The organism is Streptomyces sp. NPDC004838 (assembly GCF_053600955.1).
This window is the reverse complement of the sequence record NZ_JBSGAW010000014.1, coordinates 171,241-196,264: the sequence shown is the minus strand read 5'-3', so window position 1 is coordinate 196,264 and position 25,024 is coordinate 171,241. Positions and strand designations below refer to the sequence as shown.

General features: G+C 69.2%; 24 protein-coding genes, 2 pseudogenes and 1 CRISPR repeat array. Of the genes and pseudogenes, 13 read left to right on the top strand and 13 right to left on the bottom strand.

Annotation, left to right across the window (positions count from 1 at the left end):
- Positions 1-231 precede the first annotated feature (231 nt).
- Positions 232-2,886 carry an ATP/GTP-binding protein gene (locus ACWEFL_RS18400; protein ID WP_451713426.1) on the top strand — a complete coding sequence of 885 codons (2,655 nt, stop codon included), beginning with the start codon at positions 232-234 and terminating at the stop codon, positions 2,884-2,886.
- Positions 2,887-2,892: 6 nt separating this feature from the next.
- Positions 2,893-3,822 (top strand): phosphotransferase, encoded by a 930-nt coding sequence (locus tag ACWEFL_RS18395; protein WP_451713423.1) that lies wholly within the window; start codon positions 2,893-2,895, stop codon positions 3,820-3,822.
- Between the two features lie 292 nt (positions 3,823-4,114).
- Here ACWEFL_RS18395 and ACWEFL_RS18390 read toward each other — a convergent pair whose 3' ends face one another.
- Positions 4,115-5,317, bottom strand: coding sequence for an MFS transporter (locus ACWEFL_RS18390; RefSeq protein WP_451713420.1), 1,203 nt, complete (start codon positions 5,315-5,317; stop codon positions 4,115-4,117).
- A 105-nt stretch (positions 5,318-5,422) separates the two neighbouring features.
- Between ACWEFL_RS18390 and ACWEFL_RS18385 the strand changes: the two genes are divergently transcribed.
- Positions 5,423-6,001, top strand: a complete 579-nt coding sequence (locus ACWEFL_RS18385) for an ArsR/SmtB family transcription factor (RefSeq protein WP_451713417.1) — start codon at positions 5,423-5,425, stop codon at positions 5,999-6,001.
- Positions 6,002-6,291: 290 nt separating this feature from the next.
- Here the strand turns inward: ACWEFL_RS18385 and ACWEFL_RS18380 are convergent, their stop codons facing one another.
- From ACWEFL_RS18380 to ACWEFL_RS18345, 8 genes and pseudogenes are all read right to left on the bottom strand, one after another.
- The gene (locus ACWEFL_RS18380) at positions 6,292-6,612 is read right to left on the bottom strand and encodes a hypothetical protein (protein ID WP_451713414.1); all 321 of its coding nucleotides are present in this window, start codon (positions 6,610-6,612) and stop codon (positions 6,292-6,294) included.
- Positions 6,613-7,085: 473 nt separating this feature from the next.
- A complete protein-coding gene (locus ACWEFL_RS18375; protein ID WP_451713413.1) occupies positions 7,086-7,568 on the bottom strand; it encodes a hypothetical protein in 483 nt (160 codons plus the stop codon).
- A gap of 154 nt (positions 7,569-7,722) precedes the next feature.
- Positions 7,723-8,055: a CRISPR direct-repeat array (repeat unit 28 nt; unit sequence GGACCATCCCCGCGGGCGCGGGGAGCAC).
- Between the two features lie 86 nt (positions 8,056-8,141).
- Positions 8,142-8,495, bottom strand: a complete 354-nt coding sequence (cas2e, locus tag ACWEFL_RS18370) for a type I-E CRISPR-associated endoribonuclease Cas2e (RefSeq protein WP_451713410.1) — start codon at positions 8,493-8,495, stop codon at positions 8,142-8,144.
- Entirely contained in the window at positions 8,492-9,436 is a 945-nt protein-coding gene (gene cas1e, locus ACWEFL_RS18365) for a type I-E CRISPR-associated endonuclease Cas1e (RefSeq protein WP_451713408.1), read from the bottom strand. Before cas1e ends, cas2e begins: the two co-directional genes overlap by 4 nt.
- Positions 9,433-9,873 (bottom strand): annotated as a pseudogene (gene cas6e / locus ACWEFL_RS18360) (type I-E CRISPR-associated protein Cas6/Cse3/CasE); the annotation flags it as partial. The pseudogene cas6e and the gene cas1e, both read right to left, overlap by 4 nt.
- A pseudogene (locus tag ACWEFL_RS18355) lies at positions 9,873-11,189 on the bottom strand (CRISPR-associated endonuclease Cas3''); the annotation flags it as partial. The pseudogenes cas6e and ACWEFL_RS18355, both read right to left, overlap by 1 nt.
- A gap of 484 nt (positions 11,190-11,673) precedes the next feature.
- The gene (locus tag ACWEFL_RS18350; RefSeq protein ID WP_451713407.1) at positions 11,674-11,925 is read right to left on the bottom strand and encodes a hypothetical protein; all 252 of its coding nucleotides are present in this window, start codon (positions 11,923-11,925) and stop codon (positions 11,674-11,676) included.
- Positions 11,922-12,209 (bottom strand): DUF7848 domain-containing protein, encoded by a 288-nt coding sequence (locus tag ACWEFL_RS18345; RefSeq protein ID WP_451713404.1) that lies wholly within the window; start codon positions 12,207-12,209, stop codon positions 11,922-11,924. Before ACWEFL_RS18345 ends, ACWEFL_RS18350 begins: the two co-directional genes overlap by 4 nt.
- A 603-nt stretch (positions 12,210-12,812) precedes the next feature.
- Between ACWEFL_RS18345 and ACWEFL_RS18340 the strand changes: the two genes are divergently transcribed.
- The 3 genes from ACWEFL_RS18340 to ACWEFL_RS18330 all read left to right on the top strand — a co-directional run bounded on the left by ACWEFL_RS18340 (position 12,813) and on the right by ACWEFL_RS18330 (position 14,734).
- Positions 12,813-13,637, top strand: coding sequence for a helix-turn-helix domain-containing protein (locus tag ACWEFL_RS18340; RefSeq protein WP_451713403.1), 825 nt, complete (start codon positions 12,813-12,815; stop codon positions 13,635-13,637).
- Entirely contained in the window at positions 13,634-13,849 is a 216-nt protein-coding gene (locus ACWEFL_RS18335; RefSeq protein WP_451713400.1) for a DUF397 domain-containing protein, read from the top strand. The genes ACWEFL_RS18340 and ACWEFL_RS18335 overlap by 4 nt, the downstream gene beginning before the upstream one ends.
- 414 nt (positions 13,850-14,263) lie before the next feature.
- Complete coding sequence (locus ACWEFL_RS18330) at positions 14,264-14,734, top strand: Lrp/AsnC family transcriptional regulator (RefSeq protein WP_451713398.1); 471 nt, start codon at positions 14,264-14,266, stop codon at positions 14,732-14,734.
- Positions 14,735-14,948: 214 nt separating this feature from the next.
- Here ACWEFL_RS18330 and ACWEFL_RS18325 read toward each other — a convergent pair whose 3' ends face one another.
- On the bottom strand, positions 14,949-15,434 hold the full coding sequence (locus tag ACWEFL_RS18325) for an Lrp/AsnC family transcriptional regulator (RefSeq protein WP_451713395.1): 486 nt from the start codon (positions 15,432-15,434) through the stop codon (positions 14,949-14,951).
- 254 nt (positions 15,435-15,688) lie between these two features.
- On the opposite strand from ACWEFL_RS18325, the gene ACWEFL_RS18320 reads away from it, so the two are divergent.
- The 7 genes from ACWEFL_RS18320 to ACWEFL_RS18290 all read left to right on the top strand — a co-directional run bounded on the left by ACWEFL_RS18320 (position 15,689) and on the right by ACWEFL_RS18290 (position 22,385).
- Positions 15,689-16,606, top strand: a complete 918-nt coding sequence (locus ACWEFL_RS18320; protein WP_451713393.1) for an ABC transporter permease — start codon at positions 15,689-15,691, stop codon at positions 16,604-16,606.
- Positions 16,603-17,400 carry an ABC transporter permease gene (locus tag ACWEFL_RS18315; protein WP_451713391.1) on the top strand — a complete coding sequence of 266 codons (798 nt, stop codon included), beginning with the start codon at positions 16,603-16,605 and terminating at the stop codon, positions 17,398-17,400. The genes ACWEFL_RS18320 and ACWEFL_RS18315 overlap by 4 nt, the downstream gene beginning before the upstream one ends.
- A 154-nt stretch (positions 17,401-17,554) precedes the next feature.
- Positions 17,555-18,634 (top strand): ABC transporter substrate-binding protein, encoded by a 1,080-nt coding sequence (locus ACWEFL_RS18310; protein WP_451713389.1) that lies wholly within the window; start codon positions 17,555-17,557, stop codon positions 18,632-18,634.
- A gap of 1 nt (position 18,635) precedes the next feature.
- On the top strand, positions 18,636-19,748 hold the full coding sequence (locus ACWEFL_RS18305) for an ABC transporter ATP-binding protein (protein ID WP_451713387.1): 1,113 nt from the start codon (positions 18,636-18,638) through the stop codon (positions 19,746-19,748).
- Between the two features lie 220 nt (positions 19,749-19,968).
- A complete protein-coding gene (locus ACWEFL_RS18300) occupies positions 19,969-20,763 on the top strand; it encodes a carbon-nitrogen hydrolase family protein (protein WP_451713384.1) in 795 nt (264 codons plus the stop codon).
- A gap of 8 nt (positions 20,764-20,771) precedes the next feature.
- The gene (locus ACWEFL_RS18295; RefSeq protein WP_451713381.1) at positions 20,772-21,437 is read left to right on the top strand and encodes an RraA family protein; all 666 of its coding nucleotides are present in this window, start codon (positions 20,772-20,774) and stop codon (positions 21,435-21,437) included.
- A gap of 228 nt (positions 21,438-21,665) precedes the next feature.
- Positions 21,666-22,385, top strand: a complete 720-nt coding sequence (locus ACWEFL_RS18290; RefSeq protein ID WP_451713380.1) for a 3-keto-5-aminohexanoate cleavage protein — start codon at positions 21,666-21,668, stop codon at positions 22,383-22,385.
- 90 nt (positions 22,386-22,475) lie between these two features.
- On the opposite strand, the gene ACWEFL_RS18285 is transcribed toward ACWEFL_RS18290, so the two are convergent.
- The 3 genes from ACWEFL_RS18285 to ACWEFL_RS18275 all read right to left on the bottom strand — a co-directional run bounded on the left by ACWEFL_RS18285 (position 22,476) and on the right by ACWEFL_RS18275 (position 24,698).
- On the bottom strand, positions 22,476-23,270 hold the full coding sequence (locus ACWEFL_RS18285) for an ABC transporter permease (RefSeq protein ID WP_451713377.1): 795 nt from the start codon (positions 23,268-23,270) through the stop codon (positions 22,476-22,478).
- A 145-nt stretch (positions 23,271-23,415) separates the two neighbouring features.
- A complete protein-coding gene (locus tag ACWEFL_RS18280; RefSeq protein ID WP_451713374.1) occupies positions 23,416-24,246 on the bottom strand; it encodes an ABC transporter ATP-binding protein in 831 nt (276 codons plus the stop codon).
- The gene (locus ACWEFL_RS18275; RefSeq protein WP_451713371.1) at positions 24,243-24,698 is read right to left on the bottom strand and encodes a MarR family winged helix-turn-helix transcriptional regulator; all 456 of its coding nucleotides are present in this window, start codon (positions 24,696-24,698) and stop codon (positions 24,243-24,245) included. Before ACWEFL_RS18275 ends, ACWEFL_RS18280 begins: the two co-directional genes overlap by 4 nt.
- Between the last annotated feature and the right edge of the window lie 326 nt (positions 24,699-25,024).

Genomic DNA, 25,024 nt, shown 5'->3' with positions numbered 1-25,024 from the left:
TCCTCATCCGCCAGAACCACCTCGACCGTCGGCCGACCCATACGCGCCATGAGCCCAGCCTACTTCTATAGCGAAATAAAGACTCAGGACACTAGCTGGTGTGCGACGAGGCGGCCGTAACGTGCTGTTGACGTGATGTCAATTTACTGTGACGGACGTGCCCTTCCTTGACGTCACATCAGGCAGACTGCTGAGCTGGACGGGTCATTTTCACGGAAGCGGGGGTGCAAGGTGTCCGGGTCTGATTTACGTGCGCTGTTCCGGTCCAACAATCGTGAGCTGAAGGCCGTCGACTTCTTCGCCGACCGGCAGGGCGAGTGGGCATCCGTCGCGGAGAGCCTGGTGCGTCACACCGAACGGGTACGTGCTCCCAGGTTCGACGTCGAGGATCTGGAAGCCCCGCGCCGCAATGTCCTGGTCTTCTACGGCGTCGGCGGCATAGGCAAGTCGACGCTGTCCCGTGGTGTGACCGACCGTCTCGCAGACGCGACGGGCGGCCGGGAGGACTGGCCTCCGCTGGACCCGAGCGTGGGTCGTGTACTGCCTGTCCGTATCGACCTCTCCCGTGAGACGGGGACGGACGTAGAGTCGCTGATGCTAGCCCTGCGGCTGGCTGTGGCGGATCTGGGCCATGTGATGCCGGCCTTTGACATCGCCTTCCTGCGTTATTGGCAGAGCACACACCCGGGCGAGCCGCTGGATGAGTACCTGCGGCGCCGGGCGTGGTTCAGTCGGAGGCCCGGCTCCAACGTGTTGTCCCAGCAGATGCAGTCGGTGCTCTCCGACGCCGCCCAGGCTTTGGCCTTGCCCGGCACTGCCGGGGCCCTGGTAGGTCTCGGCCTGCGGTCGCTGGTGGGTGCGTTGCGCGATCGACGTCACCGGGTGCGGGCGCTGGCCGGCTGTCGGCGGCTGGCCGACCTGCTGGAGACCGAGCCCAACCAGGACACGCTCAGCTACTTTGCCCACTTGCTCGCCTGGGATCTGGAGCAGCTCCCGGAGAAGCACCGTGTTACGCCGGTCGTACTGCTGGACACCTTCGAGGAAGCCGGCCATCGAGGACACCGGGACCTGGAGAAGCTGATCCAACGCGTCGTGTGGCTGATGCCGAATGCGCTGTTCGTCATCACCGGCAGGAACCGGCTGCAGTGGGCCGACGCGGCCCTGGAGGGACAGCTGGACTGGGCAGGCCCAGAATACTGGCCGCAGCTCGTCGGCGGCATCTCTGAGGAACCGCGACAGCACACGGTCGGGTATCTGTCAGCCGAGGACTGCGAAATCTACTTACGCGAGCGGCTGACCATTGGCGGGGAGCCTCTGCTGGACGACCGCGCGCGACACTTGATCACCCGCAATTCCTACGGTCTGCCGCTTTACCTCGACCTTGCCGTCATGCGGTTCCTGGACCTGTACCGCCGCAGCGGACGCACTCCCGAGGTGCACGAATTCAACCTCGACTTCCCCGCCCTGGTCGCCCGTACCTTCCGCGACCTGCCACCGGAGACCCGACGGGTGCTGCGCTCGGTGAGCCTGCTCGATTCCTTCTCGATCAGCCTGGCCACAGCCGCCTCCGGCCTAGACCACGACGCCCCTGCGATGGACCTGATCGAGCGCCCCTTCGTCGACACCGACCCGACCGCACCCTGGCCCTATCGACTTCATGACTTGATCCGCGAGGCGGTCCGGGAGGCAGACTCTGCCAGCGAGGACCGCTGGAGCGACACCGACTGGCAGCGGACAGCCCTCCGCGCCTTCCTAACCCTGGGTGGTGAGGCAAGCCGAGACCGCACCCGACTGGTCGCCTCACTCCGCCAGGGGCTGCGGCTGGCGAACGACTACCGCCTCGACCTCGGCTGGCTGGAGGAAGCCGCCTTCCGCTACGTCGAGGACTTCCTCTGGGAACCCCTTGGTACGGAAGGAACCGATGTGGGCGACCCGGCCTCGATCACCACCCCGGCTCACGCGCTGTCAGTGACGCTGGCCGCGATCGCCGACCGGCAGCGCCGACACCGCAGCCTGACCGCCGAGACGCTGCGCACGGTTCTCGCCTCCAATCAACTGCCCAACACCCTGGTTGAATTGCCGCAGTACTTCCTCGCCGAGTGTGATCGGGATCTGGGCAACTTCCAAGCCTCCCTGGCGGGCATGCGGCAGGTCATCAACAATGGCGCCCGATTGGCTGCGACGGCCGCTCGCGGTCAGGCCCATCTCGCCCGCCGGGTGGGGGAATTCACGCAGGTCCGCGACGCCGCCGACGCACTGGGAACCGAGGGCCGGCGCGACCGCGTTCTCGGCGACCTGTGGTGGAGCCAGGGCACCATCGCCCTCGCCTGCTCCTCTTACGCCGCCAGCCGCGACGAGGCCCTGAGCACGGGGCAGCCCGGCGAGGCGGCACTGTCTCAGGCGTGCCTAGCTTTCGCCTCTGCCTTCCAGGACCGGCCGCGAGCCGCAGAACAGATCGCTCGCGCACAGGAATTGCTGGAGCAGGCATCCATCCGCTGGGCGGCGATCCAGGTACAGGTCGCCGAGCTGGTGCGGGATGCAGGCATGGCACTGGACCTACCCGAACGCGTGGAGCAGGTCGCCACCCTGGCGCAGGAAGCTGGACTGACCTCGTCCGTCGCATACGCGCGCCTCGCTGGCTGCTTCCACTTCGCTGTCCTCGACTCACCCTCCCTGCTGGAGGAGGCGCGCAATCGGCTGCGTACCTCGGTAAGGGGCGAGGAGTTCGCCTACCTAATGGAACTCACCTACCTCATGGCAGCAGACCAGCCGCCCATCGAACTGCCCGCCGCACAGTGGCTGGACGGCGTGCAGCAGACTCAAGCACGATGGGCGGCGCTCGTCGCCGACCGGCGGCGAGAAGTCGCAGCGAACAGAGGAGAATGACCCGCGGTGGCGAACTACACCACGCTCGACCAGATCGACGTGCCCGCGCTAGCCGGTCGGTACGGCATCGAGCGGCCGAAGCTGACAGCCCTCGCCGGCGGCGCGGCGAACTCCAGCTTCCGCGTCTCCAGCCCAGGCGGGGAGTTCGTACTCACGATCCTGGACAACCACGACACCCACAGCGCTCAGCGATTGGCCGCGCACACCCAGGCCCTGTTCCATTTGGGTATCCCCACCATTGAGGTCGTGCCCGCCCGCAACGGGTCGCTGACCGTCCCGCTGGGTGACTCCACGGCCATCCTGAAGAGGTGGGTGGCGGGCGAGGTGATCGAAACACTGCCGTTGGCCTTGCTCCCGGACGCTGGCCGCGCTCTCGCGCAGCTCCACGCCCTTGACCCCGCCTCGCCCGGCCTCGAAGACGTCCCAGTCGGCACCCGACGCCTCTCCCCGGCCCACCTCGAACACATCCCGCAATTCGAGGACAGCTCCTTCGCCGACTGGTTGGCCACGAGACTGGACCGCGTCCGTGCCGTCGAGGCCGCAACCCAGCGGCACCGGAGGATCGCTCACGGCGACCTGTTCGCCGACAACCTCGTAGTCAGCGAGAGCTCTCGACTGACGATCCTGGATTGGGAGACACTGTCCGTCGACGACCCGATTCTCGACCTAGGCATGGCCGCCGTCGGCCTCGCCCAGGAAAACAACACGCTCGTTCCCGCGCGAGTGCGAGCCCTGGTCGGCGGCTACCGGTCCGCCGTTCCCCTGACCAGTGAGGACGTCGCCACTCTGCCCCTGCAGATCGAGCACGCCGCCTTGATCATCGCGTTCCACCGCTACTTCCGGCACAACGTCCGCTTCCCCAACCCGGACAAGCGCACCATCCACCGTGCCTTGATCGACTTCGTGGCCTCGATCGACGCCTCCGCCCTGCTGTGAACCCGCAAGGTGCCGAGGAACTAGCCCCTACACCGACACCGACACCGGTATGAGTCTGCGCGCCGAACGGCGCCGACAGCTGGCCGAGCGGGATCTGAACCACGCCGACTACTGTGATCGCACCGGAACTTCCTGACGCTTCACGCGGTAGAGGAAACGCGCGTGGGCTGTAGTACCGGGCAGAGCACCGCCCCGGCACGGGCCTTACTACCAGTCGCCTGTGGGACGGAATGCTCAGGCGTCGGACGTGTGGACCTGCTCCCACGAATCGAGGTGTTACGCGGCGGAAGCTTCAGGGACGGTCGCATCGGCGTCGTCCTCCCCCTGCCAGCAGCAGGGCTGTCGCCAGGCCGAGCGCGGCTGCCGCCAGGAGCTGCACTCGGTAGTCGAGGACGGCGACCATGGCCGTGCCCGCGAGGAGGGCGAGACCCGTCGGGGTGAAGATCATGGTGTTCGCGGTGGCCGCGACCCGGCCGAGGAGTTCGTCCGGAGTCTCCTTCTGGACCGTGGTCAGTGCGCTGATGAGCGGCCAGGGCAGGCCCAGGCCGACGAGCAGGCCGCCGCCCACGACGACGGGGACACAGCCGGTGAGCCGGGCCAGGGCCCCGAGGGCGAAGAGCGTGAGCCCGATGGCCGACAGGACGCGTGCCGGGACCCGCCGCAGGAGCGCGCCGGCCGCCAGGCCGCCGACGACCGACCCGAGCCCCTGGACGGAGATGAGGACTCCGGCGAACGCCGCGGGCCGATGCAGTCCGATGTCGAGGAGTGCGTACGTGGCCGAGCTGCTGAGACTCGATGCCGCCATGGCGCTAGCGCTCGCGACAACCAGCGGGCGCAGCATCGGATGCCCCCACAGATAGCGGATCCCTTCCGCGGTCTCGGCGGTCCAGCCTTTCCGCGGCCGGTGCGCGGGTTCTGGTTCACGCACGCGCATCAGGCCGTACGCGACTGCGGCCAGGAGGAAGGACAGCGCGTTCAGCAGAGCGACGGTGGGCCCGCCGAGGATGGTGAAGAGACTCGCACCGACCAGGGGGCCGATCAGTTTGTTGCTCTCGATCGCGGTCCGGACCAGGCCGTTGAAGTCGCCGCGCAGTTCGCCTGGAACCGCTGAGACGATCAACCCGGTTTCGGCGGCGTCCATGAGCACGGTTCCTGCGCCCACCATGGTCAGCACGGCGAAGAGCAACCAGACGTCCTGCGAAGAACGCACGGCGAGCGGTGCGGTCATGACCACGGCCAGGGCCAGGCTCGTGGCGATCAGGAGAGTGCGGCGGCGCATGCGGTCGGCCAGAGTGCCAATGAACGGTCCGGCCAGTGCGGGTGCCCAGGAGCAGAACCCCACCAGGGCGGCGAGGCTGTTGGAACCGGTGAGTTCCTTCACCCAGATCCCGGCGGCCAGAAGCATGGCCGTGTCTCCGAAGCCCGAGACGGTCACTCCCGCCATGTAGAGCCCGGCGTTGCGGTCCCGTAGCACCGTGAACAGCCCCACGGCCATGCCGAAGCCCCCTCCCACACATGGTTGCAGGCTTCCGCACCCTACCCTCAACGATTTCGTTGGGGGTAGCCCTCGGCCACGGCACCATGCGCTTTACTTGTTGGCGTGACCGACGCAGACCCCGTCCTGAGAGCACTCGCACACCCTCTACGGCTGCGGATGCTCACGCTCATGTGGCCAGGACCGATGTCCGCCGCCGAACTCTCCCGTGAACTGGACATCTCCCACGCCCTGGCCAGTCGGCACCTCCGGAACCTGGATGCCGTCGGCCTCGTCGAACTCGCCGAGGAGCGCACCCGCCGCGGTGGCCGGGAACGCCGCTACCGCACCGTCCACGGATCACCGCTGTCCGACCGTCGCGACGGAACCCAGCTGCTGGGAGCGACGCTGGCCCACACACTCAAGGAGCGCGCCGTGCGCCGGCATCCGGAAGGCAGAGGGGTGACGGTGGACGCGGAATTGTGGGTGGACCCGGAGGCATGGGAAGAAGCCCGGCAGAAGCTCGCCGACATCGCGGCGGAACTCCACGACGCCGCTCGCTCGCCGCGCTCCCCCGGAACGATTCCCGTGGGCATGACCGTGATGGCCTTCCCCATGCGGGAGACACGGCACGCCGACACCTGCGGGGAGCCGTCACGGCCGAACCCCACCACATCTCCCGCTCATGAATCGACCGATCCCTGAACAAGATCCGCAAGGGCCAGTTCCTCCGGCACCGGCCGGACAACATCATCGGCCCGGCGACGTTGCAGACCGGACGCGGGCAGCCGACATCCCCCGGACGTACGTGCCTCCGCCTCCAGTTGACGCGGATCACGGCCCGGTCCCAGCGCAGACGATGGTCTCCTCCACCCCAAGGGTCTCCTCCACCCCAAGGGGGTAGTTCCCGCTCAGCGGGAAGGGCCACCGCAGAGCTTCACGTCACACCAGGCTCTTCCTCCGCAGGGGCCGCGCCTGTCGGCATCAGGAGGTCGTCAGGGTGGAGGTGCCTGTTCCCGTCCATCGTGTCCGGTACGGCGAATGCGGACCGTACCGGCGTCCAAGTCCACCTTGACGGGCGGGTCTTCCGCGGGCCTGACGTTCTTGCGCACGCGTTCCTGGTCCATAGCGCGCTTGGCGGCCTGGGCCCCGGGGTCGCCCTCCTGGATGAGATCGACACCGATGGAGGACAAGCCCTTGGTCTTGCGCCAGTAGACCCAGCCCCGAGCCTCCATCGCCAGCAGAACCCGATCCGTCAGGAACACGGCGACGCCCAGCGCGACGACTGCTCCCGCCGCCAACAGCACGGTGTCCACTGGTCAGCGACCGCGCCTCAGTCGATCGACCCAGCGGCCAAGTCCCCCTCGCGACCGGCGAGGACGTGACTGAAGCGATCCACGATCCTCTGCCCCCGCAGGACCGGCTTCGCCAGGACCTCGCCCCCAGTGATCGTCAGGCGACAAGACCGGCGCCTTGCGCTCCGCTTGAGCTCGGATCTCGATATGAGATTCGTGAGCCGTGATACGGAACGCCTCCTCGTACGAGGCCAAGGCCGCACTCATGGCCCCGCCCGCGAGACCCCGGCGACGGATACGTGACGCCAGCCACGCGAAGAAGCCCGTGGCCGCGGCAAGGAACCCGGTCACGATCAGGAACGGCAGGAACGCACCCATGGGCACGAGCCTACTTCGCCGACCCTTGGCACCCTACAAATGCAGGCCATCACATCGCCGCCGCGGATGGGGCCACCTGACCGCTGTCGTTCGCCGTGCTGGGCGCAGCCTGCGGTTCACGCGCGGGCGGCGCCGTCCGGCCACACCACGTCCACCGGAATTCCGGCTCTGCACGCCTCTTCGACGGTGTCCGCGGTCCCACCGCCCCTGCCCGAGGGAGGGGTGCCGTCCCAGACCGCGACGAGCCGGTCCGCACGAGCCAGCAATTCCGCGTTCGCCGCCTCGTACGCCGCCCGGCTCGCCGTCGCGTGCGGCAGAACCACCACCTCGCCGGCAGCCGCGACCAGCCCGTCGAACACCGGGGCATGGTCCGGCTTCACCTTGACCGCCCGGTAGTCCTGCGACGGGATCACGGCGACCAGGCGCCCGCCCGCCTCCACGACCTCCTGCGCGAACAGCGCGTCGGCCCCGGCGGCGACGCAGGAGACCCCGGTCAGGTCGCCGCCGTACCGGGCCAGCACGGCACGCAGCCCAGCCCGCACGAGCGGGATGCTCTCCTCGGTCAGGTTCATGTGACCGGTCACGGCAAGAGTCGCCATCCGTCTGCTCCTCAAGTCAGGTCGCCAGCAGGTCGCGGATACTGTCCCGAGCCTCCCGTACGGGCCGGGAGACGTTGTGCCCCACCGTGAAAGGGTAGAGCTGGGCAAGCCGCTCCCGGACCCGTCCGGACTGAGTGAGCCGGCGCGGGAGAAGGAACCATCCCCGCGGGTGCGGGGAGCACGCACGGGGTGGATGGGCGTATGTGCCGAGTTTGGGACCATCCCCGCGGGCGCGGGGAGCACGGTAGCGGCGTGCGCGAGCAGCCTGTTCATGAAGGACCATCCCCGCGGGCGCGGGGAGCACGACTGGCGGCAGGAATCGGAAGGATTCCCGGATGGACCATCCCCGCGGGCGCGGGGAGCACCTGGACCCGCCCCGCCGGGTGACAGTGACATCGGGACCATCCCCGCGGGCGCGGGGAGCACCTCGGTCAGGCGTACATCCCCGACCGGAACGGGGGACCATCCCCGCGGGCGCGGGGAGCACGCTCGGCGACCTGCAGTGTTAGGGAGGTCGAGCCTCGTTCTCGAGCACTTTCATCGATTCCGGCAATCCGCGCAAATCCACCCCATTCATCGTCTACCGAACCGCCGGCGCTGGGATGCCTTGCTCCAGCCGGGTTTTGGACCGCTCGTGGCCGGCGTTCGTGTCTCGGCGTTCGGGCGGAGGATCAGGGTGATGCCTTCGTGGTCGACCGGGTGCCAGGCGTGGTCGTGGGTGCGGAAGGTGTAGCCCTGTTCGTTGTTGGTGGTGTGGGCGAGCAGGGCCCGGCCTTGGTCGGCGTACTGCTGTACCTCGTCCCAGAGGACGTCTCGGATACGTGCCGAAGGGTTGCCGATGAAGACGCCGGAGGAGATCTCCAGGAGCCAGCGGGTGAGGAATCCGCGGAGGCCGGGCGGGCAGTTGGTGAGGACGATGACGGTCACCAGAGGGCCGCCGCGTCGCCGTAGTTGCGTCCCGCCGCCACTTCGCGGTCGCCGTCGCTCCGCAGCGTGACGCGGTCCCGTTCGTCGGGCTCCGTACCGTCCGGGAGGAGCAGGTGCTTGATGTCGTTGACGCACCGGTCCAGCAGAGACGTCTCGTTGATCCGGTCGCGCAGGGCTCTGCGGGTGCGGGGGCCGACGTCCTCGTCGTCTTCGGCCGCGATGTCGAAGGCCAGCGGTATGCCGATCTCGGTCTTGTAGAGGTCGGCGATGTCCATGACGAAGGACAGCTCGTGGCCGGAGTGGACGAAGCCGAGAGCGGGGCTGCAGCCGAGGGAGGCGACGACCGCGTGCGCGATGCCGTACATGCACTGGGCCGCCGCCGTGATGGCCTGGTTGACCGGGTCGCCGCTGGTGAAGTCGCCCGGCGTGTACTGCCGGCCGTTCCAGGGGACTCCGGTACGCCGGGCCTGGGCGCGGTAGCAGTCCTTGACGCGGGTGCCCTCGCGGCCCAGGAGTTCGTGGCGGGTGAGTCCGGCGGGGTCTTCGGCCGGGAAGCGCAGGCGGTACATGGCGCGGGCGACGGCGACTCGGGAGCGGACGCTGGCCCATTGGGCGGCCTGGGCCTCGGCGAGTGCGGCGGATCTGGTCAGGGCTCGGCCGCCCGCGTAGTAGCGCACGCCGTGCTCGCCCACCCAGGCGACGGCCGCTCCCATCTCGCCCAGGACGCTCATCGCCTGGTGGGTGATGCGGGTGCCGGGGCCCAGGAGAAGGGTGCCGATGGTGGCGGACGGAATGTGCCTGGTGCCGTCGGCGTCCTCGGCGGTGATCGCGTTGGCGTCCCGGTGCACCGTGCAGCGTTCGAGGTAGACGAAGGAGAGACGCTCACCGGTGCGGGTGAGGTGACGTGGGGTGAGCGCGGTGCGCTTTCCGACGGTCGTCACCGGTGGTGCCCGGCCTCGGCGGAGGCCGGCTGAGGGGCGAGCGTCATCAGGCCGCAGCCGTACGCCTTCGCCTTGCCGAGCCCTTGGGTGAGAGTGCGGCGCAGGGCCTGTGGGTCGGTGACCTCCAGACGGCCGTCGAAGGTCACCGTCACGAGGCTGACCGGGCCTCGCTTCGACGCCCGGTCGTCGCGCGACTTCGAGAACGACAGGGACCGCTGGTCCCGGACGGCCAGTTCGTAGCGGTCGCCGTGGTGTTCGGTCTTCGACGAGTGCGTCGTGCCGCCGGGCAGCAGCCGTTCGTTCTCCGGTTTCTCGGTGATTCGGAACCCCGCGCGGGCCTGCCGCCCTGTGTCGAGGAGCCATCGCATCTGGTGAGTAGGCGTCAGATGTGCTGTGCGTTTGGTGGGTTCACCGTCCTTGCGGCGGATGTGATGGACTTCCTGCCCCGCAGCCAGGCATGTGCCACCAGCCCGGCCGTGGCGGCCCCCGCCTCCTGTGAGGGCCGCCGCCGGTGAACCGGCGCGTCCATGTCCACTGCCGCGATCCGCTGTCGGCTGTCGCGCATCAGATCGGCGTACTCCTCGTTGAGAGCGGCCTTGGAGTGCGCGAGCAGCACGGATCGATCGCCGGCCTGCCGGGGTAAGTGACCGAGCCAGTCCAGCAGACGGGGGAACATCGCGTTCCCCGTCGCCATCGTGGGCAGCGCGAAGAACACGCCGCCCGCACCCGAACGCGCGGCGAACACCTCGGCGACCGCCAGGGCCGCCTCCGTCTTCCCCTCCCCCATCGGCGCCTCGATCACCATCAGCCCAGGCGCGGGCATGGCGCGCGCCACCCGCACCGCGGCCTCCTGCACCGGCCTCGCCCCGGCCCCCGGCGGCAGGTCGAACCGGCCGGCGAACAACTCCTCCACACTCTCGGCGGGCTCCTCCGGCCGCCACGGAGCCGGTAGTTCGAGACCTCGCCACGCGGCGGCGACGCGCTCCTCGCCCGTACGGTGCTCTTCCTGCGGGAAGTACGGGAACAGGTCCGGGTTGGAAGCGATCCAGTCGGCGACGATCACCAGGCCGGTGAGCAGGACCTGCACCGGCTGCGGCAGCTTCACCCCGCGCCACGCGCCGGGTCGCTCACGCACCCCGTACTCGTCCGCGCACGCATCCAGGAACTCGCCCTGCACCCGCCGCCACACCCCCCGTCCGGGTCCGGGTGTACGCAGCAGATGGTGACGGTCGTCCAGCGCCTTGATCTGCCCGTGGTCCGGCGGCACCCCGTGATGGCCGCCGACGACGACCGCGAACTGCCCCGCCTCCCGTCCGGTCCAGCCGTGCCGTTCCTCCAGCCATTCCCCGAGCAGCAATTGGCCGGCTAGGGCATGCGGCGCGATCCGGCGGTCCTGACCGAACTGACGCTGCGTCCGCATCTCCAGACCCGCCGCCCGCATGTCGTAGGCCAGCGCCTCGACCTGGCAGGCGAAAGCCGGGGTCGCCTTCCCGATGTCATGCACAGCCGCCAGCCACACCAGCAGAGCCCGCGCGTCCCCGGCACCGCCCGGCAGAGATCCAGCGATCAGCCTGCGGACACTCTCCGGAATCCATCTGTCCCACAACAGCCCCGCCACCGCGGCACTGTCCTCCATGTGCCGCCACAACGGCAGCCAACTCTCGGTATCCCGGTCGTGCTTGGCCCACACACTCCGCGCCGAACCCACCAGCCGCACGCCGAGCCCCGAACCAGGTTCCGCGCCACTCGCCATGCCAGATGAATACACTCTAATCATCAGCCACAGCGTTTAATTGGGAAAACTCATGCGACAACCAGCTGCCACAACTACGCTGTCCACCCAACTCGCTCCACAATGCACACAGTTGGCAACTATGACCCATTTGACCGTTTCAGTGAAACTACTCGAATACGACGCCGCCCACTGCTAACGCCCCAGGTCACGGAGTCTGCCTCCCCGCGCACGCGGGGATGGTCCCGATTCGCAGAGAGCCCACCTGTTGTGCGGTCACTGCTCCCCGCGCACGCGGGGATGGTCCCAGCTCCCCCGCCCGGCTGCCCCGGTCCGTCCGCTGCTCCCCGCGCACGCGGGGATGGTCCCTGGTCGTCGGGGTTGTCGAGGCTGCGGGTGCCCTGCTCCCCGCGTAGCAGAACGCGTGGTCGGCCTCGGGCAGCGAACTACGCGCGGCGCTCGGCCAGTTGAAGAACGGGGGCCCGTTCGTGCTGACCGTGAGCGACTACAGCGGCGTGTACGTGCTCGCCGCCTGGCCGGTCACGACCGCGATCGGGCCTGCCGCGGGGTCGGGGTCAAGTCCGTTCGCCAGCCGTAACGCCTGGCCCCGCATCCACCGCAGAACCCGCCTCGGATACGGACTGGCGAACGCGTCGAGCACCACGCGGACCCGTTGCCCACTGCCGCTCACCACTCCCTCGGCGGGCACCTCGGCCCGGTAGGACCGCGCCCCGGCCGGGGTGTCGGCCGGTGTCATGTGGTCACACCGGGGAAAGTGCGCGGGTCGGTACCAACAGGTGGGTCCCACTGCAACGTGTCGCACACGGTCCGCGCGTATCGCCGGTGCCCGGTCCGCCGGAAGTGATACTCCGCCCATGCCTCACCGTCGTCCACAGTGAGCCCCCGCACACTGCCCCCAGGCTCCGCCTCAGCCCCGCACGGCGGAGTACCGGACACGCACTCGATGTGCACCCAGGCACCCTCGGACTCCACATGCGTGAGCGTCCAGAGCAGGTGACGGAAGGTACGAGAAGTCGTCATGTCACCGCTCCCCACCGGCTGCTGTGAGCATTCCGCTCCGCCAGAGCTGGCCGGAGCGATTCGGCGGTCGTTGCGGGCCGGATATCCTCACGCACCGCATCCCACTCCCGCCCGCCCCGCACCGGACGCAATGCGTACCGCGTACCGCAGACCTCCATGACCACCCCCACGACCCCGGTCACGGTGTCGAACACAACGGATCCGACGGCCAGTTCGCCACTCATGACACCTCGCCAGGACGAATGGCGACCGTGTGGGCGGACTGTTTCCAGTACCTCACGAGATCATTCAACAGGCCGTTCACCATGGTTCGGAACGCCGGGGACCATCCGCCGATGGCGATAGCCACGACCCGTTCGAGCAGCTCAGTGAGAACCTGAAGCTCTGCTCGTAGCCGTACGACCAGGTCAACGAAGTCGTCCACTCGGACAGGGCCGCCCGTAGTAGTCATGTTCACCGTGACCCTCTCATGTAGTCACCGGGTTTAGCTGGGTGACTAGATGAGCACAACTAACCCCACGCTCAGCGCTGTTAAATCCATAAATTCAACAGCTCGAATCGAAGTTCGATCTATGCTCAGCGGAAAAATCGGAGGTCAGGGCAGTGGACGACAGCAACGAACCGCATGCGTTAACTCCCGTTGAAACCTTTGGCGTCGACGTACGAGAGATGCGCGTCGCCCGCAGGATGAGTGTCCGGGGGCTGGGACAGGCCGTTGGCTACTCAGGTGCTTACGTTTCCAAGGTGGAGCGCGGCAAGATCGTTCCGAGCGCCAAGTTCGCCGAAGGGTGTGACCGCGCCTTCGGGACCGGGACGATGATGGTTCGGCAGCGCCAAAGCGCGGTGCAGGGAGACCATCCGTCATGGTTCGTGCCGTATCTCCAGCACGAACGCAGGGCGTCAAGGATCTTCACCTACTCGACGCTTTACGTGATGGGGATGCTCCAGACCCCCGAATACGCACGGGCGCTCTACGAGAGAGGACCGTCCCGCTTCTCTTCGTCCACAATCGAGGTCAAGGTGATGGAGCGCGCCAGCAGGCGGGAAGTCCTCGACCGCACCGATCCAGCTCCTCCCGTGTTGTGGGTTGTGCTCCACGAAGCCTGTCTACGGGTCATGACGGGAGGTTCCGGGATCATGGCACGCCAGCTGAAACGACTACTTGAAGACGCCGAGCGGCCGAATGTAACCCTTCAGTTCATGCCATTCACCAGCGTCCCGGCGACTGACGCACCGTTCACACTGCTCGCTTTCGAGGACGCGCCTACCGTGCTCCATGCCGAAGGTCCGCACGGAGGACGACCGCAAAGCACACCCAAGATCACGGCCGCCGCCGTTGAGACATACGATCGTCTGCGAGCAGAAGCACTTGGCCAGAGCGAATCCCTGTCCCGTATCCGGAAGATACTTGAGGAGTGCACGTCATGATCAACCTTCCGCACCCAGGCGCAGTGGATTGGGCGAAGTCCAGCTACAGCGGCCCGAACGGCGGCGAGTGCATCGAGTGGGCTCCCGCCTACGCAGCCGCCACCGGTGTGGTCCTCGTCCGCGACAGCAAGACCCCGACCGGCCCCATCCTCATAGTCACCCCCGCCGCGTTCGCCGGACTGGTCACTCTCGCCCGGTCCACCGAACTGTAGAACCGCGCGCCCCGAGCCCCGCCGGCTCCCTTCCTCCGGAGCCGACGGGGACGGAGGAAGTCCCCGCACCCGCCACCCCACGGGGCGACGAGCGCGGGGGCTTCGTGATGCTGATCACCCGTTCAGTACGTTCACGAGGCGATCAGCACGTTCACGAATCGCGCGGCGGCTTCTTCCGCCGGGATCGGCGCTCCCGCGACAGAAGCTCGACACGGGGTGGGCGACGATGCTTTTCACGGCGCGGTTCGCCCCAGGGTGTCCCCGACCCGCTGCTGCGGCGCCGCCGCTCGGCGGACACGTTCTCGCCGCCGCCCGCCCGGCCTCCGCCGCCCGCGCCGGGCGCGCCGGGCGCGGACCGGCCGAGGAGAACGAAGGAGAACCGCCGGATTTGACTGGCATGTCAAGGTTGGGGGTGTGCTAGACGATATAGACCGCGGAATCACCCGCGCACTGACCCGCGACGGCCGGACGCCCTACACCGTTCTCGCCCGTGAGCTCGGGGTTTCCGAGGCCACGGTGCGGCAGCGGGTCGCACGGCTCCAGGAGAGCGGGGTGCTGCGGATCGTCGCGCTCTGCGACCCGATGACCATGGGGCATCAGTCGGTGCGGCTGATGATCCGGGTACGGGACCTGACCCCGCGCGCGGTGGCGAAGACGCTCTCCGGAATGCCGATGATCAACCATGTGGCGCTCTGCGCGGGCAGTCAGGACATCTTCCTGGAGGGGACCTGCCGCGATCAGGCGCAGCTCGTCCAGTTGCTGGACGACATCCGGATGCTGCCGGGGGTCTCCCGCGTGCAGGTGCTTCTCCTGCTGGAGCTGTTCAAGGACTACTCGTGGAGCGGTCTGGCCAGCGCGGTGGGACAGGGCGTCGCCGAGGAGTGACGCGGGTGGGGGCCGTCACCGGCCCGCACGCCGGGCGCGGTCACGGTCTGGGGGACCCGGCGGGGCCGTGATCCACACGTGGTCCGGGCGCGGTCACGAGCCGCGCGGGACAGGGCGCGGTCACGAGCCGCGCGGGCCTGGACGCGGGCCGACCACAAACCGAGCGCAAGCCGGTCACGGCCCAGGCTCGGCCCAGGCGCGGCCCAGGCCCGGCTCAGCCCGGAATGATCCGCTCCCCCGCGCGTACCGGCACCTCCCGGAAGCCCGCCCACAGATACGAGTCCTTGATGACCTCCAGCACGGTCAGGGCCTCGGCGTGTGCCACGCCGTTGACCCGGCGGACGCGTTCGGTGAGCAGTTCCGCGAGGTGTTCGAGGTCGCGGCAGCGCACGTCCACGATCAGGTCGTACGGTCCGACACAGGAGGCCACGTACCGCACCTCCGGCATCCGGGAGAGCTCTCGCGCGACCAGGGCCACCGGGATGTGGTGGACGCGCACCGCGAGGTGGACCTCCATCTCGCCCATCCGGACCGCGTCGGTCATGCCCACGACCTGTAGGACGCCCTTGCGCTGAAGCCGCTGGTACCGGGCGCGCACGGACGCCTCGGAAAGGCCGACCGTACGACCGATCTCGGCGAATGAACGGCGTCCGTCCACCCGCAGCTGGTCGATGATCTGCCGGTCCAGGTCGTCGATCACCGGGCACCTCCGAACCGATGGCTGCTGTATCCAGCCATCATCCCCCGGCCGTCAATGTCGTCGGTCACAGCCCTCCCCTGCTACGAGATGCGTGGAAATCCAAGCACGTTTCCACGGGATTCGTTCCAGCTTCATCTTTTCGGCCACTGGCTTGTTAACCGACGCTGTCTCCATCGACCCCGCACCCCCGGACAAGGAGATCAGCACATGCAGACCACCCCTCCCCCCGACCGGACGTGTCGGCGGACGGCCCGGTGACGGTCACCGCCACCGCCGGGACGGCGCGCGCGAAACCGGGGCAGGGTCCCGCCAAGGAGCCGCGGGTCCGGCGTGCCGCCGTGACCACCGCACTGCTCGCGCCCGCCGGGATCACGGTGATCGGGCTGGTGCTCGTACCGCTGCTGCTGGTGGTCCGCAACAGCTTCGCCTCGGCGGACGCGTACGGCGGAATCCAGGGCGGCTACACGCTCGCCAACTACCAGGACCTCCTCGATCCGATCTACCTGAAGGTCTTCGGCTACAGCCTCGGCATGGCCGCCCTGAACACGGTCGTCTGCCTGGTGCTCGGCTATGTGGTCTCGTACTACCTCGCGGGCCGCTCCCCGCAGCGCCAGATGCTGCTGCTCCTGCTGATCATCGTGCCGTTCTGGACGGACTTCCTGGTCCGGACGTTCGCCTGGATCAACCTGCTGAGCCCCGGCGGCCCGGTGAACAGCCTCACCGACGCGATCGGTCTCACCGACGGGAACACCCAGTGGATTCCCAGCCAGGGAGCGTCGTTCATCGGCCTGGTGTACGCGTTCCTGCCGACCGCGATCTTCCCGATCTACGCGTCGCTGCGCAGCGTGGACAACTCGCTCGGCGAGGCCGCCCGTGACCTGGGCTGCGGCTGGTGGCGGGTGCACACCCGAGTGCTGCTGCCCATCGCCCGGCCCGGCATGCTCGCGGCGGCGCTGCTCACCTTCATTCCGACCCTCGGCGTCTTCGTGATCCCCGTGCTGCTCGGCGGCGGGCGCGACCAACTGGTCGGCAATCTCATCGTGACCCTCTACACCGAGTTCCGTAACCAGCCGATGGGTGCCGCGGCCTCCGTGGTCCTGCTGGTGCTGATGGTGGCCTCGATGGCGGTGTTCGGACTGGCCGCCCGGCGGCTGAGGAGGAAGTCGGCATGAAGCACGCCCTCGACACGGTGACCGCCTGGCTCGCCCGCGGTGTCATCGCCTTCCTGTACATCCCCATCGTCGTGGTCGTCGTGCTGTCGTTCAACGACTCCGAGGTCACCTACAAGTGGGAGGGATTCAGCACCCGTTGGTACGGGAAGCTGGCCGACAACACCGAACTGCTGGCGGCGCTCCAGGTGAGCGCGGAGACCGCCCTGATCTCCGCGACCCTCGCCACCGCCTGCGGACTGCTGGCCGCGATGGGGATGTCCCGGCTGCGGTCCAAGTGGAAGGCGGTGTTCTCCGGCGGTCTGTTCCTGCCGCTGATCATCCCGGAGATCGTGCTGGGCGTGGCCCTGCTCTCGGTCTTCGGAGCGATGAGCGCGGACCTGGGCATGACGACCCTGGTCCTCGGGCATCTGGTGGTGACCCTGCCGTACGCGGCCCTGATCGTCCTCGGCGCGTACAACGCACTGGACTCCTCGCTGGAGGAGGCAGCCGCCGACCTCGGATGCAACGCCTGGCAGGCGTTCCGCCGGGTGACGCTGCCGCTGCTGCGCCAGCCCCTGCTGGCCGCTTGGCTGCTCAGCTTCACCATCTCCTTCGGCAACATCGTGATGTCGACCTTCACCAACGGCATCGGCAGCACCACGCTCCCGCTCCGCGTCTACTCGATGCTCAAGGGCGGTCTGACGCCCGAGATCAACGCGCTGGGCACGCTGCTCGTCCTCTTCACCCTGCTGATCATCCTCGGCGTGGGGCTGCGCCAGATGCGCCGGGTTCTCCTCGGCGGCGACCGCTCCTGACGTTCCGATCCCTTCCCCCGCACGGTGTTCGCCCGGCGTCCACCTTCGCCCAGCGGCCACCCCGGCTGACTCCCGGCTCCTCTGCTCCGGCTGAATCCCGGCTTCTCCTCCGGCTGAATCCCGGCTTCTCCTCCGTACGAAAGGCACCGCCCTCATGCGCGCAAGAACCGTCTCCAGAAGTGTCCTCGCCGTCTCCGTCGCCACCGTCACCGCGCTGCTCGCCACCGGCTGCGGCGGCTCCGACTCCGGTTCCGCCTCGGGCGGCGGCGGCAAGGAGCTGAACATCTACGCCTGGGCCGGGGAGATCCCCGAGTCGGTGGTGAAGAAGTTCGAGAAGGAGACCGGCATCAAGGTCACCCTCGACACGTTCGACAGCAACGAGACGATGACCGCCAAGCTCAGCTCGGGCTCCGCGGGTTACGACCTGGTCGAGCCCAGCCAGTACAGCGTGCAGCAGCTCATCGGCCAGAAGCTGATCCAGCCGCTCGACCACTCCCGGATCAAGGGGCTGGACAACCTCGCGGAGAAGTTCCGCAACCCGTCGTACGACGAGGGCAACAAGTACAGCGTTCCGTGGATCTGGGGCACGACCGGCTTCGCGTACAACGACAAGTGCATCCCGTCGGCGACGAGCTGGAAGACGCTCTTCGACGAGAAGTACAAGGGCAAGATCTACATGCTGGACAACATGCTGGCGGCGTACATCGCGGGCCTCCAGGTCACCGGCTCGCGCGCCACCAGCACCGACGAGGGCGAGATCAAGGCCGCCACCGACGCGCTCCAGAAGCAGAAGAAGATCCTCGCGGGCTACAACTCGACCAACTACCCGCAGCTCCTGTCCACCGGGCAGGCGTGCGCGGCCGAGGCGTGGAGCGGTACGGCGATGGCCAAGGTCGTCGCGGCCAACCCGAACGTCCACTACGTCATCCCCGAGGAGGGCGGCTCGATCTGGACGGACGGGCTCTCCATCCCCAAGGGCGCGAAGAACACGGACTCGGCGTACGAGTTCATCAACTTCCTGCTCCAGCCCGAGATCGCCGCGATGGCGACGGACGACGGCGGCAGCGCGAGCACCAACGCCAAGGCCCGTGACTTCGTCAAGGACAAGAAGGCGCTCGAGAACCCGGCGGTGTACGCCTCCGACGAGGCCATCAAGAACGCGGACTTCCTGCTCGACCCCGGCACCGCGATGAAGTACTTCCAGCAGGGCTGGACCAAGGTCAAGGCGTCCTGACATGACAGCTGACACGACAGCGGCCGTGGCGCCGCAGGCCACCGCGGCGCCGGCGGTGCGGTTGACCGGGGTGGGCAAGGCGTTCGGCGGCACGCACGCCGTACGGGATGTGACGCTCGACATCCGGCGCAACGAGTTCTTCTCCATCCTGGGCCCGTCCGGCTGCGGCAAGACCACGCTGATGCGCATGATCACCGGCTTCGAGGCGCCCACGGAGGGCACCGTCGAACTCGGCGGGGTTCCCGCCACCGGAGTGCCGCCGCACAAGCGCGACCTCAATATGCTCTTCCAGAGCTATGCCCTGTTCCCGCATCTGAATGTGCGCGACAACGTCGCCTTCGAACTGAAGGTGCGCAAGTCCCGCTCCAAGGCCGAGATCGCGACCGCCGTCGACGACGCGCTCGCTCTCGTACGGCTGGAGGGGTACGGGGACCGGGCCATCTCGCAGCTCTCCGGCGGGCAGCGGCAGCGCGTCGCCATCGCGCGGGCGCTGATCGCGCGTCCCTCGCTGCTGCTGCTGGACGAGCCGCTGGGCGCTCTCGACCAGAAGCTGCGGGCCGAGATGCAGCTGGAGCTGAAGAAGATCCAGCGCGAGGTCGGGGTCACCTTCGTGACGGTCACCCACGACCAGGAGGAGGCGCTGACCATGTCCGATCGCATCGCGATCATGGATGGCGGGCGGGTGCTCCAGGTGGACAGCCCGGAGGCGATCTACGAGCGGCCCGCGACCCGGTTCGTGGCCGACTTCATCGGCACCTCCAACTTCCTCACCGGCCGGCTGGCCGGCGGGCGGCTGGGTGTGGAGGGGCTGGGGAATCTGGCGGTTCCGGACGGCCATGGACTGGCCGACGGCTCCGAGGTGCATCTGGCCGTACGCCCGGAGAACGTGCGGCTCGCCCGTACCGAGGCCGAGTTGACGGAGTGCGCGGTCGTACTGGAAGGCACCCTGGAGCAGATCGTCTACCTGGGCAACGCCACCCGCTACCACCTCACGCTCACGAGCGGCGCCGGTTTCGTCGCCGAGGCGCGGGGCGCGGACCACAGCGGCCTGGCCGTCGGCGAGCCGGTGCGGGCCGGCTGGGACCCGCGGCGCTCAAGGGTGCTGGCCGAATGACCGGCCGCGCACGGCCGGTCCACCCGGCCCATCGGGTCCATCGGATCCATCGGATCCATCGGATCCATCCGGCCCATCGCACGGGAGCCGCCGCGACCCGGACAGCGCGCCGGGCCGCCCTCCTCCCCTCGTACGAGCCGCACGGGCCCCATGGGCCGCATATGTCGCACATGTCGTACGGGCCCTTCGAGACTTCCCAACCCAGCAAGGAGACACGGCCGTGAAGGTCGCCGCAGTCCAGTTCGCCCCGACCGCCGACGCGGCGGCCAATCTCGTGGTCATCGAGGAGATGACCCGAGACGCCGCCGCGGCGGGGGCCGAACTCGTCATCTTCCCCGAAGAGTCGATGGTTCCCTCCGACTCCCCCTCCGCCCTCCCCCTCCGCGAACTCGCCGAGGCCCACTGGCCCGCCTTCCTCGAAGGCGTCTCCCGGATCGCCGCCGCCTACAACATCGCGATCATCGCGCCCGGTTACGAGGACAGCGGCACGGCGCTCCCGTACAACACCATCGCCGCGGTCGACGCGGGCGGCGAGGTGCTGGGCCTCTACCGCAAGATGCACCTCTACGACGCCTTCAACTACAAGGAGTCGCAGCAGGTCCAGCGCGGTGACACCGGGCCGGTCGTCGTCCGCATCGGCGACTTCAACGTCGGCCTGGTCAACTGCTACGACGTCCGCTTCCCGGAGTTCACCCGCTCCCTGATCGAGATGGGCGCCGATCTGCTGTCGGTGTCGGCGGCGTGGGTCAAGGGTCCCCTCAAGGAGGACCACTGGACCACCCTGCTGCGCACCCGCGCCATCGAGAACACCTGCTGGGTGGTGGCTTCCTCGCTCACCACCGCCGACTGCATCGGGATGAGCATGGCCGTCGACCCGCTGGGCGTCGTCCGCTCGGCGCTCGGCGAGGAGGAGCGGGCGATGCTCGTGGTCGACGCCGACAAGGACCGGATCGACGAGGCCCGCACAGTTCTCCCGGTGCTCCGCAACCGCCGCATCATCATCGGACCGAGGTGAGCCCCGTCATGCCACTCGATATGCGCCCACTGCCCGCCCCGCTCGACGGGGAACTCGTCGAGAAGCTGGGGAAGGTGGACTTCCCGACCCTCGGCCACTACCTGGAGGAGGGATTCTGCGATCCGCTGCTCCAGCGCATGGCGGGGACGCAGAAGCTGGTGGGCCGTGCCGTGACGGTCCGTATCACCGCCACCGACTCCACGATGCTGCACCATGCGGCCGGGCTCGTCGGCCCCGGTGACGTGGTCGTCGTCGACTGCGGAGGCGACCGCCGCCATGCGCCGCTCGGCGAGGTCGTCGTCAACGCGCTGGCCGCCCGTGGTGCGGCGGGCGCGGTGGTGGACGGACTCTGCACCGACATCGACGCGCTGCGGAAGGTCGGCCTGCCGGTGTACGCGTACGGGCGCACACCGCTGACCACCAAGCTGCACGGCATCGCGGACGGGGCCCTGTGCGCCCCGGTCGCCTGCGGCGGTGTCCCGGTCCAGGCCGGTGACATCGTGCTCGGTGACGCGAACGGCGTGATCATCGCGCCGGCCGCACGGCTCGCCGCCGTCATCGACGAGGCGCTGGCGGATGACGCGGAGGAGCCGGCACTGGTGGCTGAGCTGTGGGAGGGCAAGCCGCTGGGTTCGCTGACCGGCGCCACCGAGTCGCTTCAACGGCTGCGCTGAAGCGGCTGCGCTGAAGGGACTGCCCGAAGCGACTGCCTTGCCTGAAGCAGCCACCCGCAGCTACCCGAAGCAGTCGCCTGAAGCGACGCCGCCGCCGCGTCACCGCGTCGCGGCGGTGCTCCGGCGCCCGCGCCGGGAGGCTCCCTCGCGCTGCCGCGCGGCACCTGTTCCGGCCGCGTTCATCACTCCCCCGCACGATCTTCTGTGTTCCACCCTGAAAGGACCACCGTGTTTCTGAAAGCCGCCGTCAACGGCGGGCGCTCCAAGGCCGAGCACCCCACTGTCCCGGTCACCCCGGCGGAGATCGCCGCCGACACCCTCGCGGTGGTCTCCGCCGGAGCGGACGTCGTCCACTTCCATGTCCGTACGGCCGACGGCGGACAGACCATCCGCCCCGACGCCCTCGCCGAGGTCCTCTCCGCGATCCGCGAAGTCGCCCCGGACGCGGTCGTCGGCACCACCACCGGCCTGTGGACCTGCTCCGGCCCCGAGGAGCGGTTCGAGCTGGTCAAGTCGTGGGAGGTGCTGCCGGACTTCGCGTCCGTCGCCTTCTGCGAGGAGGGCGCGGCCGAGACCGCGTCGCTCGTCGTGGAGCGCGGCATGGTGCTGGAGAGCGCGGTGTGGACGATGGACGACGTCCCGGCGCTGCTGGCCTCGCCGACCCTGCACGACAACGTCCGTATCCTCATCGAGCCGGTCGAGGAGGACCCGGCCGAGTCGGTGGCGGCGGCGCGCGCCATGGCCGCGCGCATCCGGGAGGCGGGCGTGACCTGCCCGATCCTGTACCACGGCGACGGCCCGACGGTCTGGCCCCTGGTCCGCGCGGCCATCGAGGACGGTCACCAGACCCGTATCGGCTTCGAGGACGGCACGGATCTGCCCGACGGCACCGACGCCCCCGACAACGCGGCCCTGATCCGCGCCGTCCGCGCGCTGGCCGCCTCCTGATCCCACCCCGCGCGGGGAGCCTTTCAGGTGCTCCCCGCGCGGGGTGACATGGCGGGCCGTTCCCGCGACCAGGGCCGGGGCGGGTGATGGTCAGCGGGCGAGACGGCCCAGCAGGCCGGACGCCGCGCTGATGCCCACCACCGCGGCGAAGCACAGCACCCCGAAGTCCAGCGGGAGATGCGCCGGGGTGCCGATCAGCAGACCGCGCAGGGCGTCGACCTCGTAACTGAGCGGGTTGACCCGGCTCACCGCCTGGAGCCAGCCCGGCATCAGGGCGACGGGGTAGAGCGCGTTGGAGGCGAAGAAGAGCGGCATGGTGATCGCCTGACCGATGCCCATGAGCCGGTCGCGGGTGAGCACGATGCCCGCGATGCTCATCGACAGGCAGGAGAAGAACGCCGACCCCAGCACCACCACCAGCGCGACGCCCAGCAGCTTGAGCGGGTTCCAGGTCAGGGCCACGCCGAGGGCGGCGGCGATGACGATGACCACGACCGCCTGGATCAGCGCCTTCACCCCGGCGGCGAACGCCTTGCCGGTGACCAGGGCGGCGCGGGGCGTGGGGGTGACGAGCAGCTTGTTCAGCACGCCGGCGTCCCGCTCCCAGATGATCATGATGCCGTAGAAGATGGCGATGAACATGGCCGACTGCGCGATGATCCCCGGTGCGAGGAAGTCGAGATACGGCACGTTCCCGGTCGGGATCGCCCGGATCCGGGTGAAGGTCTCTCCGAAGATCAGCAGCCAGAGCGCCGGCTGCACCGCCCTGGTGTACAGCTCGGTCCGGTCGTGGCGGAGCTTCTGCAGTTCCACGGCGCACATGGCGACGACACGGGAGGGCAGCACGGCCCAGCCGGTGCGCGGGCGGGGCGGGGTGTACGGCACGACCGGACGGTCACCGGTCCCGGTACCGCGGGGTCCCTTGACGAGCCCCTGCCCCTGACCGGCTCCCGGACCGTGACCGGCCGTCCGGGGGCGACCGGCCGTCCCGGTGGCCGCGTTCCGGGTGTCCGTGTTCCGGGGAACCGTGTCAGCCGAGTCGGGACGCCGTGCGGCGGGTGCTGCGCACATCGCGGAACTCCCCTCCCGCTTGATCGTCGTCGAGGCCGCTCCCGGCGTGGTGCCGGAACACGTCCTCCAGGGTGGGCTCCTCCTCGCCGGGTCGGGCCAGTTCGGAGGTGAGCTGTACGGGGGTGCCGAGCGCGCGGATCCGGCCGAGGTGCATCATCGCCAGGCGGTCGCAGTGCTGGTCGGCCTCGTCCATGTAGTGCGTGGTCACCAGTACGGTCATGCCGGTGGCCCGCCGCACCTCCGTGAGCCGCTCCCACACGCTCGTACGGGCGATGGGGTCGAGCCCGATCGTCGGCTCGTCCAGGATCAGCAGCCGGGGGGCGCTGACGAGCGCCTGCGCCAGTTCCAGGCGCCGGACCATGCCGCCGGAGTACGTCGCGACCATCCGGTCGGCGGCGTCGGTGAGGCCGACCGCGTCGAGCGCCTGGCCGACGCGCGTCGCGCGTTCGCGGCGCGGGACGTCGTACACCCTGGCGAAGAGGATGACGTTCTCCCGCCCGGTCAGGGCCGCGTCGGCGGAGAGTTGCTGGGGGACGTAGCCGAGGAGCCGCCGCACCGGCATCGGCTCGCGGGCGACGTCGTGGCCGAAGACCTGGATCATCCCGGCGGGCACCGGGAGCAGGGTGGTGATGGCCCGGATCGCCGTGGTCTTGCCCGCGCCGTTGGGGCCGAGGAGTCCGAAGACCTCGCCGGGCTCGACGGTGAAGTCGACGCCGTCGACCGCGCGGGTGTCGCCGAAGCTGTAGACCAGCCCCGTGCAGTCGATGGCGGCGGGAGCGGTGGTGATCATGGCTGTGGCGCCTCCTGGCGCAGATTCTCGGCCAGCCTGCGGAGCGCGGGCACGGCCGCCGCGAGGGCTGCCCGGTCCGCTTCGGTCAGGAGCGCGAGCCGGTCTTGGAGGAGAGCGGCCCGGCGGTCCTCACACTCGCGGAGGCGGCGGGCCGCCTCCGGGGTCACGGTCAGCAGCGCCGCGCGACCGTCACGGGGGTCGGGTTCTCGGACCAGCAGCCCCATGGAGACGAGTTGCCGGACCAGCGTGGACACGGAGTTGCCCGCGAGACGCAGCTCCCGCGCCGCCGCCGAGACCCGGATGCCGGGGCTGTCGCGGACGAGCTTCAGCAGTTCGACCTGTGCGTCGCGCAGGGGCGGTCCCGGCAGTCCGCCGCGCAGCGTACGCCGTACCAGCCGGTGAATGCCGGCCAGCAGCTCACCCAGCTCGGCCGAGGGCCCGGAACAGCCCATACGGCCAGGTTAGCTCGGAGTGAGAGCCAACGAGTGCGGGGGCCGCGGTGCGGATACGGGGTTCCGCGAGGCGGATACGGGCCGACCGCGCCCAAGGCCGACCGGGCAGGTCGCCGCGGGGCTGACGTGGGTCGCCGCGAGCCCGACGCGGGTCGCCGTGGGCCCGGCACGGGCTCTCCGCGGAACCAGGCGGATGGGTGGACGCGGTCCCGCCGGGCGGGCGAATTCGGGCCGGGTGCACCAACGCGGACCGGGCCCCGTGAGCCGACGCGGACCGACCGGACAGCCCCATGCAGGCCCCACACGGCGGGGTACCGGCTCCCCGC

Excerpts from the sequence above, each read along its gene's own strand:
- ACWEFL_RS18390 (WP_451713420.1), bottom strand. The coding sequence starts at position 5,317 with ATGGCCGTGGGGCTGTTCACGGTGCTACGGGACCGCAACGCCGGGCTC.
- ACWEFL_RS18375 (WP_451713413.1), bottom strand. The coding sequence starts at position 7,568 with ATGGCGACTCTTGCCGTGACCGGTCACATGAACCTGACCGAGGAGAGC.
- ACWEFL_RS18350 (WP_451713407.1), bottom strand. The coding sequence starts at position 11,925 with ATGACACCGGCCGACACCCCGGCCGGGGCGCGGTCCTACCGGGCCGAG.
- ACWEFL_RS18345 (WP_451713404.1), bottom strand. The coding sequence starts at position 12,209 with ATGACGACTTCTCGTACCTTCCGTCACCTGCTCTGGACGCTCACGCAT.
- ACWEFL_RS18335 (WP_451713400.1), top strand. The coding sequence starts at position 13,634 with ATGATCAACCTTCCGCACCCAGGCGCAGTGGATTGGGCGAAGTCCAGC.
- ACWEFL_RS18315 (WP_451713391.1), top strand. The coding sequence starts at position 16,603 with ATGAAGCACGCCCTCGACACGGTGACCGCCTGGCTCGCCCGCGGTGTC.
- ACWEFL_RS18310 (WP_451713389.1), top strand. The coding sequence starts at position 17,555 with ATGCGCGCAAGAACCGTCTCCAGAAGTGTCCTCGCCGTCTCCGTCGCC.
- ACWEFL_RS18305 (WP_451713387.1), top strand. The coding sequence starts at position 18,636 with ATGACAGCTGACACGACAGCGGCCGTGGCGCCGCAGGCCACCGCGGCG.
- ACWEFL_RS18295 (WP_451713381.1), top strand. The coding sequence starts at position 20,772 with ATGCCACTCGATATGCGCCCACTGCCCGCCCCGCTCGACGGGGAACTC.
- ACWEFL_RS18280 (WP_451713374.1), bottom strand. The coding sequence starts at position 24,246 with ATGATCACCACCGCTCCCGCCGCCATCGACTGCACGGGGCTGGTCTAC.
- ACWEFL_RS18275 (WP_451713371.1), bottom strand. The coding sequence starts at position 24,698 with ATGGGCTGTTCCGGGCCCTCGGCCGAGCTGGGTGAGCTGCTGGCCGGC.